The following is a 13,836-nucleotide window of genomic DNA, read 5'->3' as shown; positions in this document are numbered from 1 at the left end:
TTCTGATCTGCTCTTGTGGGATCTTATGTTTAAAAGTTAGCTATTACAATGCTGACTGCGGAGCAGCTCGTGGACGCCAAGGAGGCACCTGTGACCAGTCCTTTCGACCGGGAGACCGTCTCGGCGTACCGGGCCGCCGGCTGGTGGGGAACCGAGACCGTCGCGGATCACGTCCGCCGGCACGCCGCGCTGCGGCCCGGCGACGCCGCCTACGTCACCCCGGACGCGACGCTCTCGTGGGCGGACTACGACGAGCACTCCACGAGGCTGGCCGGGCACCTCGCCGCGCTCGGCGCGGCGCCGGGGGAGCGGGTGGCGGCGCTGCTGCCGGACGGTCCCGCCTGGCACGTGACCGCCGTCGCCGCGGAGAAGGCCGGGCTCGTCCTGGTCGGCGTGGGCGCGCGGGCGGGCCGCCGCGAGCTGCGGTTCCTGCTGGAGCGGACCGGCTCACGGACGTTGGTGACGCTCGCCGACCACCGCGGCGAGCCGTCGGCGGACCTCGTCGAGGAACTGCGCGCCGACGGCGTCGACCTCGTCCACCACGTCGTCGTGGACCGCGTCGTCGTGGACCGCCTCGGGCTGCCGGTCGACCCCCGCGAGGCCGGCATCGCCGGCCGGGCGCTCGGCGCGGACGAGCTGTCCATCATCAACTCGACCTCGGGCACGACCGGGCTGCCCAAATGCGTGGCCCACACCCAGAACCGCTGGTTCTACTTCCACGACCTCGCGCGCCGCGCGGGCGCGCTGACGTCCTCGGACGTGTTCATGGGCGCCGTCCCCTCGCCGTTCGGCTTCGGGCTCTGGACGGCGCACTTCTCGCCCGCCGCCCTCGGCGTCCCGACCGTGCTGATGGAGCGGTTCGACGCGCACGCCGCGCTCGACCTGATCGAGCGGCACCGGGTCACCGTCCTGCACTGCGTCAGCACGCAGTTCATCATGCTGCTGAACGCCCAGGAGGAGAAGGAACGCGATCTCAGTTCGCTGCGCTGCATGTTCACCGGCGGCGAGGCCGTCCCGTACGAGCGCGCGGCACGCTTCGAGGAGACCACCGGCGCGAAGGTCCTGCAGTTCTACGGGTCGAACGAGACGGGCGCGCTCAGCTACACGTCCCTGGACGACTCGCGCGACGTCCGGCTCCGCACCGCGGGGAGGCTCATCCCGGAGATGAAGGTCCGGCTGTTCGACCCGGCCGACGGGTCCGACATCACCGGCAGCGGACGCCCCGGGCAGCCGGGCTGCAAGGGACCCGCGACCTGCCCCGGCTACTACGCGGACCCGGAGGCCGACCGGTCGCTGTTCACCCCGGACGGCTGGATGCTGATGGCCGACATCGTCGAGATCGACGACGACGGCTGCCTGCGCGTGGTCGGCCGGCTGAGCGACCTGATCATCCGGGGCGGCAAGAACATCAGCGCCGCCGCCGTCGAGGAGGAGGTCGGGACCCACCCGGCGGTCGCGCTCGCCGCGGCCGTCGCGATGCCGGACGAGGTGTTCGGCGAGCGCGTCTGCGTCTACGTGGAGCAGCGTCCGGGCCGCGACCTAACCCTGGACGACCTCACCGCCCACCTGACCGAGCGCGGCGTGTCGCGCGAGTGGCATCCCGAGCGGCTCATCGTGCTGGACCGGCTGCCGCGCTCGTCCGGCGGGAAGGTCGCCAAGGGCGAGTTGCGCGACGACATCCGCCGCCGCCTCGGCCACTGAAACAGGTGCACGGGCGCCGGCACCGCGCAGGCGGTGCCGGCGGGCCCGGGTCCCGCCTTGCGGGTGCTAAAATTTAGAGGTTAGGGGCCTCTGTGGGGCCCACAGTGCTCAGGACCGGGGGCTCGGTGGAGGGAACGCGCGACACGCGCATCCGGCAGCCCCGTCTGGCCACCATGGTCGCCTCATTGCTCCGCGAACGGATCGTGACCGGCAAGCTGGCCGACGGCGAGGTCATCGGGCCGCAGGACGACCTGCTCACCGAGTTCAGGGTCAGCAAGCCGACCCTGCGCGAGGCGCTGCGCATCCTGGAGTCCGAGGGGCTCATCACCGTGCTGCGCGGCAACAAGGGCGGCGCGGTGGTCCACACCCCCCGCACCGAGACGGCCGCGCAGGCCATCGACCTGGTGCTGCGGTCCCGGCGGTCCGCGCCCGAGGACGTCGCGGCCGCCCTCGCCCGGCTGGAACCGGTCTGCGCCGGGCTGTGCGCCGAACGCCCCGACCGGGCGACGGGCGTGCTCCCCGCGCTGGAGACGGCGCAGCGCGCCGTCGAGGACCACCTGGAGGACCCGCTCGGCTTCGTCCGCGCGGCCCGCGACTTCCACGCCCAGCTCGTGTTCACCTGCGGCAACGCCGCGATGGCGGTGGCCGTCGGCGCCCTCGAACGGCTCTGGAGCGCCGCGGAGCAGGACTGGGCCGGCGGCGCCGCCGGACGCGGCGAGTTCCCCGGCATCGACCGGCGCGCCGAGGGCGTGAAGGCGCACCGGCGGCTGATCAAGCTGATCGCGGCGGGCGACGCGGCGGGCGCCGAACGCGCCGCGCACCGCCACCTCGCCGCCGCCCAGTGCCACGTCCTCGACTGACCGGCACGCCGGGGAACCCGTCCGCGCACTCTAGGCAGGGGCGTCCCACACGATCGGTAGCGTCGCCGGCCCCCACATCATGAACGAGTCGACGCGCGTCGGCTCGCCCGCCAGGCGCAGGCCCGGCAGCCGCTCGCCGAGCAGTCTCAGCGCGATCCGCGCCTCCAAGCGGGCCAGCGCCGCGCCCGGGCACAGGTACTGCCCGACGCCGAACGACAGGTGGCGGCGCCGCAGGTCGTCGACGTCCCGGTCCAGCCGGAAGGTGTCCGGGTCGTCCCATGCCTCCGGGTCCCGGTTGGCCGACGCGTACAGGCCGTGCACCTTCGAGCCTTCCGGGATCTCGACGCCGTGCAGGACGACCGGCCGGGTGTTCGTGCGGAACAGGCCGAGGACGGGCGGGTCGTAGCGGAGGCTCTCCTCCACCGCCGCGTCCACCAGTTCGGGACGCGACCGGACCTCCTCCCATAGGCCCAGGTCAAGGAGCCGCCACACCGCGTTCGCGATCAGCGAGGTGGTCGTCTCGTTGCCTCCGACCAGCAGGAGGAGGATCAGCGGCAGCAGTTCCTCGTCCGTGAACGGGCGGCCGTCGTGCTCGGCGGTCAGGAGGGAGGTGAGCAGGTCGTCCGGCAGCGCCTCCGGCCCGCCGGCGGCGAGCGTCTCCCGCCGTTGCCGCAGGATCCCGGAGAAGTAGCCGTCGATCTCGGCTCGCGCCGCGCCCTGGACGGCCGGGTCGTCGGCGTTCTGCCCCGCCATGAACCGGTCCGACCAGTTCTTGAAATCGGCCTGGTCGGACGCGGGCACCCCGAGGATCTCGGCGATCACCAGGACGGGCAGCGGGACCGCGAACGACGCGCACAGGTCACCGCGGCCGTCCGCGGCGAAGCCGTCGATCAGCTCCCCGGCCGTCGCGGTGATCCAGCCCTCCAGGGCGGCGGTGCGGCGGGCCGTGAACGCCGACGTCACCGGCTTGCGGTAGACGGTGTGCTCCGGCGGATCGGACTTCAGCCCACCCTCCCGCACGTAGATCGGGCCCTGGCCCCACTCCGACGACCAGAGGCGCCAGTCACCGAAGAACCCGGCGACGTCGGCGTGCCGCGACAGCGTGTAGAAGCCCTTCTCGCCGAACCCCGCGTGGTGGTGCACCGGGCACTCGCCCCGCAGCGTGCGATGGGCGGAGGCCGGGTCCTCCAGCACCTCCGGGGAGAACGGGTCGTACTCCCCGGAGGCGCCGGAGCCCGACGGGCGCATCGTCGCCATCAGTACGCGTCCGGGTCGGCCTGCACCTCGGCCGGAACCGGATGCCGGTACAGCTCGGACGCGTTCTGCCAGGTGAAGCGGCGGACGTCCGCGGCGGGCAGCCCGCCGATCTCCGACTCGATGACCGCCTGCGTGTTCGGCCAGGTGGAGTCGCAGTGCGGGTAGTCGCTCTCCAGCAGGATGTTCTCCACGCCGATGCGGTCGCGCAGCACGAACGACGACTGGTCCTCCACCGCGCAGAACCAGAAGTTGCGCTTGAGGACCTCCGCCGGGGTGAGCCCGATGTCCTTGGTCCACGTCCCGTACATGTCGTGGTAGCTGAGCATGTGGTCGAGGCGGTCCATCAGCCCGGCCACCCAGCCGATCCCGCCCTCGCTCAGGCAGATCTTCAGGTCCGGGAAGCGGACGGGCAGCAGCGAGTACAGCCAGTCGACCGCGGCGAACATCGCGTACCCGAAGAACAGCACGCCGACGGTGTCGGGCGGCGCGTCGTCGGCGGTCGCCGGGGACGTCCCCGACGAGCCGATGTGCAGGTTGACGACCGTCCCGGTCTCCGCGCACGCCCGCATGATCGAGTCCCAGTACCCGGTGTGCAGCGACGGCAGCCCGAGCTTCTGCGGGGCCTCGGAGAACGTCACCGCCTTGAAGCCGCGCTCGGCGTTGCGGCGGATCTCCTGCGCGCCCAGTTCCGGATCGAGCAGCCAGGGGATCTGGCACGGGATGATCCGGCCCGGGTAGGAGCCGGCCCACTCCTCCAGATGCCAGTCGTTCCAGGCCCGCACCGACGCCAGCGCGAGGTCGCGGTCGGACGTGGTGAGCTGGAGCCGCTGCCCCGCGAACCCCGGCAGGAACGAGGGGAAGTTCAGCGACGCGTAGATCCCGGCGACGTCCATGTCCTTGATGCGCTCGTGGATGTCCCACGCGCCGCGCCGCATCTCGTCGAACCGGGACGGCTCGAAGCTGTACTCGCTCACCGGCCGTCCGACGACCGCGTTGAAGCCGACGTTCGGGAAGTCCTTGCCGTCGTACACCCACACCTCGGCGCCGCCGTCCTTCTCCACCACCTTCGGGGCGCGGCCGGCGAACTTCGCCGGCAGGCGGCCCTCGAAGGTGTGCGGCGGTTCCACGATGTGGTCGTCCACCGAGATGACGGTGTACTTGCGCTCGCGGCGCTCGGGCTCGGGCAGCCAGGTGGGCCCGTCGGCGCCCTTGCCGCCGGTGGTGAAGCCGGTGTCGGACGCCAGGTCGTCCAGGTTGATGCTCATCAGTCCAGCACCTCCGGGTGGTCGCGGAGCAGCGCGCGGACGGCGCCGTTCCAGAAGAAGTCGGTTCCGCGCTCGAGGAGGGACGCCTTCATGCTGCGGCGCAGGCCGGGCGTCACGAGCGTGTGGTCGCGCCCGGAGACCAGCACGTCGTACATCAGCCGGCACTGCCGGTCGATGGTCGCGGCCCGGTAGGTCGCCTCCTCCACCGACGGGCCCGTCACGATGACGCCGTGGTTGGCGAGCAGCACCACCGACTTGTCGCCGATGCGGCCGGCGAGGTCGGCGCCGAGGTCGGCGGTGGCGACCTCACCGGTGTACTCGTCGATGAAGGCCAGGTCGCCGTCGAACATCGACCCGGTCTGGTGCAGGAACTCCGGCAGCACGCCGAGCGCCGCCAGCACCGTCGCGTAGTACGGGTGGTTGTGCACGACGACGCGGACGTCCGGCCTGCGGCGATGCAGCTCGGTGTGGATGTGGATCGCGGGCGTCACGTCCCATTTGCCGGCCAGGACCCGGGCGTCGGGCGAGACCCGGCAGATGTCGGACGCGGTGATCTCCTCCCACCACAGCCCCCACGGGTTGACCCACAGCTCGTCGGTGTCGCCCGCCCGGACGGTGATGTGGCCCGCGATGTTCTCGGTGAACCCCGAACGGCCCAGGATCCGGAACGCGCAGGCCAGCTTCTGCCGGGCGTCGAGGTCCCTGCCGATGGGCGGCATCACCCGCGGCGTCCATTCGGCGGCGCCGCCCGCCACCGGCTCCGGCGCCCGCCGTTGCTCGACCTCCAGTGTCACGGTCGTCTCCCCTTCCCTCAGCCGCAGGCCGGCTGGTAGGTGGGCCATTGCAGACCCGGCTTGCTGTTGGTGAACTGCATGAGGATCAGGCCGCACAGCCCGTCGGTGCCGCTGTGCTTCCCCTGCCGGAACGACAGCGTGTAGCCCTTCTGCCCGAACGAGGACGGGTAGCCCGAGACCTGTTCGAGGGCCTTGTTGATGGACTCGCCGTCGACCTTGGACCCGGCCTTGCCGATCGCCTGCGCGAGCATCCCGATGGCGTCGTATGCCTGCGCATCGTACGCCGTGACCTGCGCCTTTCCACCGCGCCTGCTCGCCAGGAACTTCTCCAGCGCGACGGTCTTGTCGTTGGCGTCGGTGACCGACCCGACGAACACCAGCTTGTCGAGGGCCCCGGGCTTGGCCTGCCCCCACAGGTCGGGCTGGTTGCCGATCGAGGCGAGCGAGAACCGGGCGACGTCCGGGACGAGCTGGTGCGCGGTGTTGTGGACGAGCACCTCCATCTGCCCGCCGAGCGCCGCCACGAGCATCGCGTCCGGCTTGGCCTGCTTGATCCGGGTGACCTGCGCGGTGACGTCGCTGGCGTCCACCGGGGCCGTCTCGGTCGCCACGACCTGGATCCCGGCGTCGCGGATCGGGCTCATCAGCGCCTTCTCCATCCCGGCGATGGAGGCGCTGTCGTCCTTGAACAGGGCGAGCCGCTTGTACCCGGCCTTCTTGAACGCCTCGGCGTACACCTTGCCGAAGTCGGAGGTCGGGTTCGCCAGCGAGTAGGTGTAGGCGGAGTTCGGGCCGTCGCCGATGCCCGGCGAGATGTTCACCGGCGCGATCGCGGGCACCTTCTGCTGCTTGAGCAGCGCCTGCACCTGCAGGACCGACTGACCGCCCGAGTTCATGATGACGGTCTGCGCGCCCTGGCTGAGCAGCTGCCGCACCACCGTCGGCGCCTTCGTCGCGTCGTTGTCGTCGCTCTTGACGATCAGCTTGAGCTTCTTGCCGCCGACGCCGCCGTTGTCGTTGACCTGGGCGACGGCGTCCTTGATGGTCGCCCCCACGATCGAGGCGTAGGCGGCCGCGCCGCCGGAGGTGTCCTGGTCCATGCCGATGACGATGGTGTCGCCGCCGGCCTTGACGGAGCCCGAGCCGGACGCGCAGGCGGCGGCGGCCAGCGCGGGCAGCGCCGCGGCGGCCAGCGCGACGGTCCTTCTAGGCGCGCCGCCGCGCTTTCGCCTCGTTGAAGCCATGGGGTGTCTCCTTGGGGTGGGGTGGAGGCGGGGGGACGGGGTCGGGGGTGATGACGACGCTGACGGGCGGGGTGCCCGGATGCTTCCCGGCGAGCGTCTCGATGGCCCGCGCGGCGTCGGGCAGGGAGAAGGTGTGGGTCACCAGGCGGTGCGCCGGGCCGCCGTCGGCCTCGAGCAGCGCGACCGCCCGCCGGAACGAGGTGTGCCCGACCGCGCGGACGCCCTGGACGCGCAGGCCCTTGAGGACCACCTGGTCGCTGATCCAGCCCGGCACGGGGCGGCCGCCCTTGAGTCCCGCGAGGACGACGGTCCCGCCGCGCCGCGCGATCGCCATCGCGTCCGTCACGGTCGTCGGGTCATGTGAGGCGACGTCGACGACCACGTCCGCGCCGGATCCGCCGGTCAGCGCCAGGACCCGCTCGGGCACGTCGCCGCCGCCCGCCTCGACGGCGGCCGTCGCGCCGAGCTCCAGCGCGAGGTCGAGCTTGTGCCGGTCGGACGGCAGCCCGGTGACGATCACCGTTCCAGCGCCCGCCGCCCGCGCGGCCAGCACGCAGGCCAGCCCGCGCTGCCCGGCGCCGAGCACCACCACGCAGTCGCCCGCCCGTGTCCCGGGCACCTCGACGGCCCACTCGACGCCCGCGGCGAGCGCGTTGAACGTCGCCGCCGCCAACGGGTCGACGGCGTCGGAGACCCGGTGCACGACCGAGTTGCGATGCAGGTACATGTGGTCGGCGAACCCGCCCCACAGCGCGGGCGGGATCTTCGCGGGGACGAACCCGTAGCTCATCGGATAGTGGTCCCAGCCGGCGCACAGCACGTACCGGCCCATCCGGCACTCCCGGCACGCCCCGCACGGCAGGGCCGGCTCGACCACGACGCGGTCGCCCTCGGCGAGGCCCCAGCGCCGCGCCGCCTGCGCGCCGATCGCCGCGATCCGCCCCACCGGCTCGTGCCCCGGGACGAACGGCGAGGCCGGGCCGATGGAGTCGCGCAGCGCGCCGGTGTACTGCTCGACGTCGGTGCCGCAGATCCCGCACGCCTCGACCCGCAGCAGCGCGTCGTCCGGGCCGACCGGCGGCAGCGGAAGCTCCACCAGGTCAAGGCACCCAGGCGACCGCTGCAGCACGGCGCTCGCCGTCCCCGCCATGGTCATCGGTCCGTCATTTCGTGATCGTCCTGGTGCCGCCGAACACCCGGCGGACGCGCGGAGCGAAGTGCTCCAGCGGGGGAGTGTCGAAGGCCGGGTCGAAGGCGACCTGGTCCCACTCGTCGGCGAACCGGACGGCGTCGGCGTACCAGGGGCGGTCCGCGAAGCGCTCCCGCTCTTGCGGGTCCCACCCGAAGTGGTGGCCGTAGTGCTTCGCCTCGAACGTCTGGTGCGCATGGATGACCTGGTAGACCTCGTCGCACACGTACGGCCGGAGGATCTCCGCGGCGACCGCCGCGTGGTTCGCGGTCGAGATCACCTTGCCCATGTCGTGGCAGAGCGCCGCCACGACCATCTCGTCGCCGGCGCCCGCCGCCTCGGCGTGCGCCGCGGTCTGCAGGGAGTGCTGGAGCTGGTCGACCGCGTACCCGTCGGTGAAGGCCGACAGCGCCGCCAGCATCGGCAGCACCCGGTCCGGCGCCTCGTCCTGCGTCTTGAGGGTCTCGCGGCGGATGAGCTGCCACTCCTCGCGGGTGCCCTGGTCCATTCGGGTGAACATGTGCCTCCTCAGCGGTAGCGCGGCCGGTAGTCCGGCTCGGCGGGGTCGAGGCCGTTCTCGTGCTCGGCGAACCAGCGGGTCCGCACCGCCCGGGTCAGCCGGACGTCGACGAGCACCGGGCCGGCCGGATCGGCGACCAGCCCCTTCAGCTCGTCCAGCTCATCGGGCGTCCGGACGGTCACGGCGGTCGCGCCGAACGCGCGCGCCACCGCCGCGAAGTCGGGCCGCGGGATCAGCGACAGCCCGGTGTCCATGCCCCGGTGCAGCATGTTGTGGTACTCGTAGCCGAACGCCCCGTCGTTCATGACGACCACCACCAGGCGCGCGCCGACCCGCACGGCGGTGTCCAGCTCGGCGAGGTTCATCATCAGCGCCCCGTCGCCCGTGACGGCGAGCGCGACCCGCTCGGGCCGCGCGGTCGCCGCACCGATCGCCGTCGCCAGCCCCAGCCCGATCGACCCGAAGTTGACGGGGAACACGAAGCCGGACGGGTCGGGCACCGACAGTCCGCGGGACGGCTCGGACAGCGCCGCGTGACCGCCCTCGACGATCACCGTCCGCTCGCGGGGGACAAGCCTCTCCAGCGCCGCCACGACCGTGTGCGGATCGAGACCCGTTTCGTCGCTCCCGTCCGGATAGTCGTCGCCGTACTCGTACTCGGACAGGCGGCGCGCGACCTCGCCGGTGCGCCAGCCCGTCTTCGGCGCGGCGGCCTCGGCGAGCATCGCCGCGAACGCCCCCGCGTCCCCGAGGACGCGGAGGTCGACCGGCGTCCAGCGGCCGAACGCCTCCGGCCGCACGTCGTTGTGCACGATCACCGGATCGCCCGCGAGCATCCGGCCGCCGTCGGTGGTGAACGTGTTGAGGCCCGCCCCGACCGCGAGCAGCAGGTCCGATCGGCGGATGAGCTCCCGTCCCGGGGTGCTCGCGAAGCCGCCGCAGACACCCACGTCGTACGGCTCGCCGGCGAACAGGCCCTTGGCCTTCAACGTCGTGGCCAGCAGAGCGCCCGCCCGCTCGGCCAGCGCCACCAGCGCATCCCGAGCGCCGACGGCGCCGCGGCCAGCGACGATGACCGGCCGCTCCGCGGCCGCCAGCATCTCCGCGGCCGACGCGACCTGGTCGTCCCTCGGGCCCGGCATCGGGGTCCGGTCCTCACGGAACGTTCCAGCCGGCTCCCCGGCCTCAAGACCCAGCAGGGAAGTGGGCACGTTCAGGACGATCGGCCGCCGCTCGGTGAACGCCCGGCCGATCGCGGTCACCACGTCCCGGGCCGCCGACTCCGCCGAATGCAGCCACTGCACCCCGGCCCCGGTCGGCCGGACGACGTCCTCCTGATCGATCGCCTGCGGGTTCCGCAGGTCGCCCGGCGCCGTGTCGGCCGCGACCAGCAGCATCGGGGTCCGCGCCCGCGCGGCCTCGGTCAGCGCCGTCACCGCGTTCGTCAGCGCCGGCCCGTGGGTCACGGTCGCGATACCGAGCCGTCCTCCCGCACGGGCGTAGCCGTCCGCCATCAGGACGGCGCCGTCCTCCCGCGCCGCCGCGACGTACCTCGCCCCGTACTCGTGGACCAGCGGGTCCACGATCGGCAGGTTCCCGTCGCCCAGCACCCCGAACACGCACGACACCCCGTGTCCGGCGAGAACGCTCGCCACCGCTCGGGCCACCAGCATCAGCGCCTCCCAGCAACCGCACTGCTAGGGACTATCTTATAAAAGAAAGCCATCGGTCAAGAGACCGAGCGCATTTTCAAGCCACCACCCCCGCCCTCCGGGGCCCGGCGACAGCACCCCCTTGACCAGAGAAGACACGAACACGACCCCCTAGGCGCCCCGCTCAGAGCTCTGCGGAGCGTGCGAGGAACCTGCCCCGAGCACAGGCGATCCCGCCCCCGCCAAGCCCGACAGCCACCCAGACGGACGCAGACCGCCGCCACCGAAATGCTGGCGCCCGATGGGGGAGTAGCTCACTCCCGCCGCGGACGTCCAGTGACGGCCCTATAGCTGCGCTGAACAAGCCGGTGTTGTGCGAGGGCGCCACAGACCCCCTGACGGAGCGCCGCCGCTAGGGGACTGAGCACGTACTCATCACGCCTGAGGGGGCCTTGCGACCGGGCCTTCTACGCGTCTGGTCGGCCTCCTGGAGATCGTTTCGAACTTTTTTGGGTTGGGGTGGACTGGGCTTGAGGCCTTGCGTGGGGGCGGTTTTGGGTGGTCTTTGCAGGTCGGGGCGGGTGTTGGGGCGTGCTTGACGAAATATGGGGTGGCTTGACCGTGTTGTGGATGTGTGACCGACGGGAAAGCCCGTCCACAGCGCCCGGCCAGATCATGAAGGGCGCGTCGAGTCCCTGATCATCAGGACGGCCGATCTCTAGGCCGATCCTCCGCCGAGTCCGCATAGTGCCGATCACGGCCTGCGGAGCCGGGGACCCACCGAAACACCGGGGTGAATCCGCACCCCCCGCATGCGCGGGGTCGCGGTAGGGCCACTTCCACGCCCGAACCCGACAGCTAACCCGGTAGGCGGACTGGAAGAACCTCAGGAGAACCCTTCTCATGACCGCTCGTACCTTCACCCTGCCCAAGCGCATCGGCACCCGCGTCGCCGCCGGCGCGATCCTGTCGATGGCCGGCGCGTTCGGCTTCGCCTCCCTGGCCCCCTCCGCCCACGCCGACACCAAGCCCGCGCAGGTCGCGGCCGCCAAGGCCGACACCGCGTCCGGCGCCAAGGCCAAGGCCGCTGCTGGGAAGGCCGCGCCGAAGACCCGCGCGATCCTGTCGGGCAGCACCACCGCGTCCTACTTCTGGGACGACGGGTCGGGTGTGAACGGTGACACCGGCGCGCCCGCGAGTGGCAAGCCGATGCAGAAGGGCCTGTTCGCCAGCCCCAGCTGGCCCATGAACACCAAGGTGAAGGTCACCTACCAGGGCCGCAGCGTCACCGGCTTCGTCGGCGACCGCGGACCCGGCGAACCCTCCCACCGCGGCGTCATGCTCGACCTGGACACCTACACCTTCCGCCACCTGGTCGACGGCAAGAAGCCCGCCAGCAACTACGACACCGGCACCTCCGTCGGCCACCTCAAGGGCGTCAAGTACCAGGTCATCTCCTGGGGCCACGGCGCCGGCACCAAGGGCACTCCCAAGCCCCTCGGGTAACCACATCAACCCCCAAGCACGGACCCCGCTCCCGTCCTCGGACGAGAGCGGGGTCCTTTGTGTCGGGCCGGAACCCCGCGACCGGAAGGCCGTCAAGCTGCCACCGATGACACGCGGACTCCACCGCCGCCCAATGCCGGTCTGCTCGCCGCCGTGACCTGCAACGATCAGCACCGGCAGCCGGCCAGCAGGGAGATCGAGGTCCCCCTCAGCATGAGAATTGCGCCTTCCGAACGGCGCGGCGGTGGGGGAGCGCTTGCCTTTGACGTGCGGGTCAGGGGTTAGCGTCACCGCGCCGCGCCTGGCGCCGTGCTGGGCGCGGGCTGTCCCGTTCTGAGGAGCAATTCATGCCGACCTTGCCGGAGTCCGTCCGCGAGATCCGTCTCGCCGCCCTGCCCGACGGCCTGCCGAAGCCGGAGCACTTCACGATCGCGCGCACGCCGCCGCCGGTGCCCGGCGACGGCGACGTCCTTGTCCGGAACCGGTTCTTCCATGTCTTTCCCGCGCTGCGGACGCTCCTCGGCGGAGGCATCCCCGGTGCTCCCTTCCCACCGCTGCGTCCGGGAGACGTCCTGTTCGGGGCGGCGATCGGCGAGGTCGTCTCAGCACCGCCGGGCACCGGCCTGCAGCCTGGCGACCTTGTCCGCCACTTTCTCGGATGGCGCGAGTACGCGGCCGTCCCCGCCGGGCAGTGCACGCCGGTGGACGATGCGCTGCCCGATCCCGTCGCGCACCTCGGGGCCGCCGCGATCGCTTACACGGCGCTGACCAGGGACGCGCCCATCGGCCGCGGGGACACCGTGTTCGTCACCGGTGGCGCGGGAGGCGTCGGCTCGATGGCGGGCCAGATCGCCCGGCTGCTCGGTGCTGGACGGGTGGTCGGCAGCACGGGCTCGCCGGCGAAGGCCGAGCGCCTCGTCGCCGAGCTGGGATATGACGCGGCCGTGATCCGCGGCGCCGGGCCCATCGCCGAGCAACTCGCGAAGGCCGCCCCCGACGGCATCGACGTCCTGGTCGACAACGTCGGAGGTGAGCAGCTCCAGGCCGCCATCGGGGCCGCGCGCACCGGCGCGCGCTTCGCGATCGTCGGCACCCTCGCGGGGCAGATGGCGCCCGGCCTCTCCGGCACCACCGCGCCCGTCGAGATCGACACCTTCCAGCTGATCATCAAACGGATCGGCATGCGCGGCTTCGCCGGCCTCGACGACGGGCAGGGCCGCCCGAGCTGGGTCGAGCGCGTCGGCGGATGGCTGCGGTCCGGCGAGCTGACGTTCCCGCACGTCCGGGTCGCGGGCATCGAACGCGCGCCGCAGGCGTTGCACGAGTTGATCGACGGGCGCCACCTCGGCACCGTCGTCGTGGAGCTGTAGCAGGACGAGGCGGGAGGGCGGATGCGGATCGGTGACGCCGCGGCGGCGGCCGGGACGACCCCGCGGGCACTGAGGTTCTACGAGCAGCGGGGCCTGCTCTCGCCACCGCCGCGCACGGCCTCGGGGCAGCGTGAGTACGGGGTGGGAGAGGTCAACCGGGTGCGCATCATCCGGCAGTTGCTGGCCCTCGGACTGACCGTCGAGGACGTCCGGATGTGCGCGGACCGCCTCCATCTCATGGACGGAGACACCCTCCCCGCCTACGGCGGGGAGGTCTGCCCGCAGACGGGCGGGGTGGCCCAGCGCCGCCTGGAGGCTCTGGACGCCGAGATCGAGCGCCTGGTCAGGCTGCGCGACGAACTCGCCGCGAAGCTGGGAGTCCCGACGCGGACAGAGCCCGCCCCACCCGCCTGAGCAACCCGGCGGCCGCGGCCCCGTGGTGCGGCGCCCCGTTCAGGTGTCGCGGCGGCGAGCCCGT

At 72.3% G+C, this 13,836-nt stretch carries 12 protein-coding genes and 1 riboswitch; of the genes, 5 read left to right on the top strand and 7 right to left on the bottom strand.

Features of this window, described 5'->3' with window-relative positions; all coding sequences use genetic code 11:
- Positions 1-90: 90 nt before the first annotated feature.
- Both J4709_RS04710 and J4709_RS04705 read left to right on the top strand, forming a co-directional pair.
- Complete coding sequence (locus J4709_RS04710) at positions 91-1,701, top strand: class I adenylate-forming enzyme family protein (RefSeq protein ID WP_208237316.1); 1,611 nt, start codon at positions 91-93, stop codon at positions 1,699-1,701.
- Positions 1,702-1,874: 173 nt separating this feature from the next.
- Positions 1,875-2,561 (top strand): FadR/GntR family transcriptional regulator, encoded by a 687-nt coding sequence (locus J4709_RS04705; protein WP_269757073.1) that lies wholly within the window; start codon positions 1,875-1,877, stop codon positions 2,559-2,561.
- Between the two features lie 30 nt (positions 2,562-2,591).
- Here the strand turns inward: J4709_RS04705 and J4709_RS04700 are convergent, their stop codons facing one another.
- Genes J4709_RS04700 through J4709_RS04670 form a run of 7 tightly spaced genes read right to left on the bottom strand, consistent with a single transcriptional unit; the run spans position 2,592 to position 10,503 of the window.
- The gene (locus tag J4709_RS04700) at positions 2,592-3,818 is read right to left on the bottom strand and encodes a cytochrome P450 (RefSeq protein WP_208237312.1); all 1,227 of its coding nucleotides are present in this window, start codon (positions 3,816-3,818) and stop codon (positions 2,592-2,594) included.
- Positions 3,818-5,083 (bottom strand): amidohydrolase family protein, encoded by a 1,266-nt coding sequence (locus tag J4709_RS04695; protein ID WP_208237310.1) that lies wholly within the window; start codon positions 5,081-5,083, stop codon positions 3,818-3,820. The genes J4709_RS04700 and J4709_RS04695 overlap by 1 nt, the downstream gene beginning before the upstream one ends.
- Positions 5,083-5,877, bottom strand: coding sequence for a class II aldolase/adducin family protein (locus tag J4709_RS04690; RefSeq protein WP_208237308.1), 795 nt, complete (start codon positions 5,875-5,877; stop codon positions 5,083-5,085). Before J4709_RS04690 ends, J4709_RS04695 begins: the two co-directional genes overlap by 1 nt.
- 17 nt (positions 5,878-5,894) lie before the next feature.
- Positions 5,895-7,121, bottom strand: a complete 1,227-nt coding sequence (locus J4709_RS04685; protein WP_208237306.1) for an ABC transporter substrate-binding protein — start codon at positions 7,119-7,121, stop codon at positions 5,895-5,897.
- A complete protein-coding gene (locus tag J4709_RS04680) occupies positions 7,084-8,277 on the bottom strand; it encodes a zinc-dependent alcohol dehydrogenase (RefSeq protein WP_208237303.1) in 1,194 nt (397 codons plus the stop codon). Before J4709_RS04680 ends, J4709_RS04685 begins: the two co-directional genes overlap by 38 nt.
- A 7-nt stretch (positions 8,278-8,284) precedes the next feature.
- Complete coding sequence (locus J4709_RS04675) at positions 8,285-8,830, bottom strand: HD domain-containing protein (RefSeq protein WP_208237301.1); 546 nt, start codon at positions 8,828-8,830, stop codon at positions 8,285-8,287.
- An 8-nt stretch (positions 8,831-8,838) separates the two neighbouring features.
- Complete coding sequence (locus tag J4709_RS04670) at positions 8,839-10,503, bottom strand: thiamine pyrophosphate-binding protein (protein ID WP_208237300.1); 1,665 nt, start codon at positions 10,501-10,503, stop codon at positions 8,839-8,841.
- A 701-nt stretch (positions 10,504-11,204) separates the two neighbouring features.
- Positions 11,205-11,369, top strand: a riboswitch (cyclic di-AMP (ydaO/yuaA leader).
- Positions 11,370-11,385: 16 nt separating this feature from the next.
- Here J4709_RS04670 and J4709_RS52885 point away from each other — a divergent pair.
- The 3 genes from J4709_RS52885 to J4709_RS04655 all read left to right on the top strand — a co-directional run bounded on the left by J4709_RS52885 (position 11,386) and on the right by J4709_RS04655 (position 13,772).
- Entirely contained in the window at positions 11,386-11,988 is a 603-nt protein-coding gene (locus J4709_RS52885; RefSeq protein ID WP_232383000.1) for an RlpA-like double-psi beta-barrel domain-containing protein, read from the top strand.
- 347 nt (positions 11,989-12,335) lie between these two features.
- Entirely contained in the window at positions 12,336-13,358 is a 1,023-nt protein-coding gene (locus tag J4709_RS04660) for an MDR family NADP-dependent oxidoreductase (protein WP_208237298.1), read from the top strand.
- Positions 13,359-13,379: 21 nt separating this feature from the next.
- Positions 13,380-13,772, top strand: a complete 393-nt coding sequence (locus tag J4709_RS04655) for a MerR family transcriptional regulator (RefSeq protein ID WP_208237296.1) — start codon at positions 13,380-13,382, stop codon at positions 13,770-13,772.
- Positions 13,773-13,836: the final 64 nt, after the last annotated feature.

Origin of the sequence: Actinomadura violacea (genome assembly GCF_017573465.1) — a bacterium.
In the GTDB taxonomy this organism is placed as follows: Bacteria; Actinomycetota; Actinomycetes; order Streptosporangiales; family Streptosporangiaceae; genus Spirillospora; species Spirillospora violacea.
The sequence above is the reverse complement of the archived record's forward strand: the minus strand, read 5'-3'. Positions and strand labels throughout refer to the sequence as shown.

Excerpts from the sequence above, each read along its gene's own strand:
- J4709_RS04700 (WP_208237312.1), bottom strand. The coding sequence starts at position 3,818 with ATGGCGACGATGCGCCCGTCGGGCTCCGGCGCCTCCGGGGAGTACGAC.
- J4709_RS04680 (WP_208237303.1), bottom strand. The coding sequence starts at position 8,277 with ATGACCATGGCGGGGACGGCGAGCGCCGTGCTGCAGCGGTCGCCTGGG.
- J4709_RS04695 (WP_208237310.1), bottom strand. The coding sequence starts at position 5,083 with ATGAGCATCAACCTGGACGACCTGGCGTCCGACACCGGCTTCACCACC.
- J4709_RS04685 (WP_208237306.1), bottom strand. The coding sequence starts at position 7,121 with ATGGCTTCAACGAGGCGAAAGCGCGGCGGCGCGCCTAGAAGGACCGTC.
- J4709_RS04705 (WP_269757073.1), top strand. The coding sequence starts at position 1,875 with ATGGTCGCCTCATTGCTCCGCGAACGGATCGTGACCGGCAAGCTGGCC.
- J4709_RS04660 (WP_208237298.1), top strand. The coding sequence starts at position 12,336 with ATGCCGACCTTGCCGGAGTCCGTCCGCGAGATCCGTCTCGCCGCCCTG.
- J4709_RS04655 (WP_208237296.1), top strand. The coding sequence starts at position 13,380 with ATGCGGATCGGTGACGCCGCGGCGGCGGCCGGGACGACCCCGCGGGCA.
- J4709_RS04675 (WP_208237301.1), bottom strand. The coding sequence starts at position 8,830 with ATGTTCACCCGAATGGACCAGGGCACCCGCGAGGAGTGGCAGCTCATC.
- J4709_RS04670 (WP_208237300.1), bottom strand. The coding sequence starts at position 10,503 with ATGCTGGTGGCCCGAGCGGTGGCGAGCGTTCTCGCCGGACACGGGGTG.
- J4709_RS52885 (WP_232383000.1), top strand. The coding sequence starts at position 11,386 with ATGACCGCTCGTACCTTCACCCTGCCCAAGCGCATCGGCACCCGCGTC.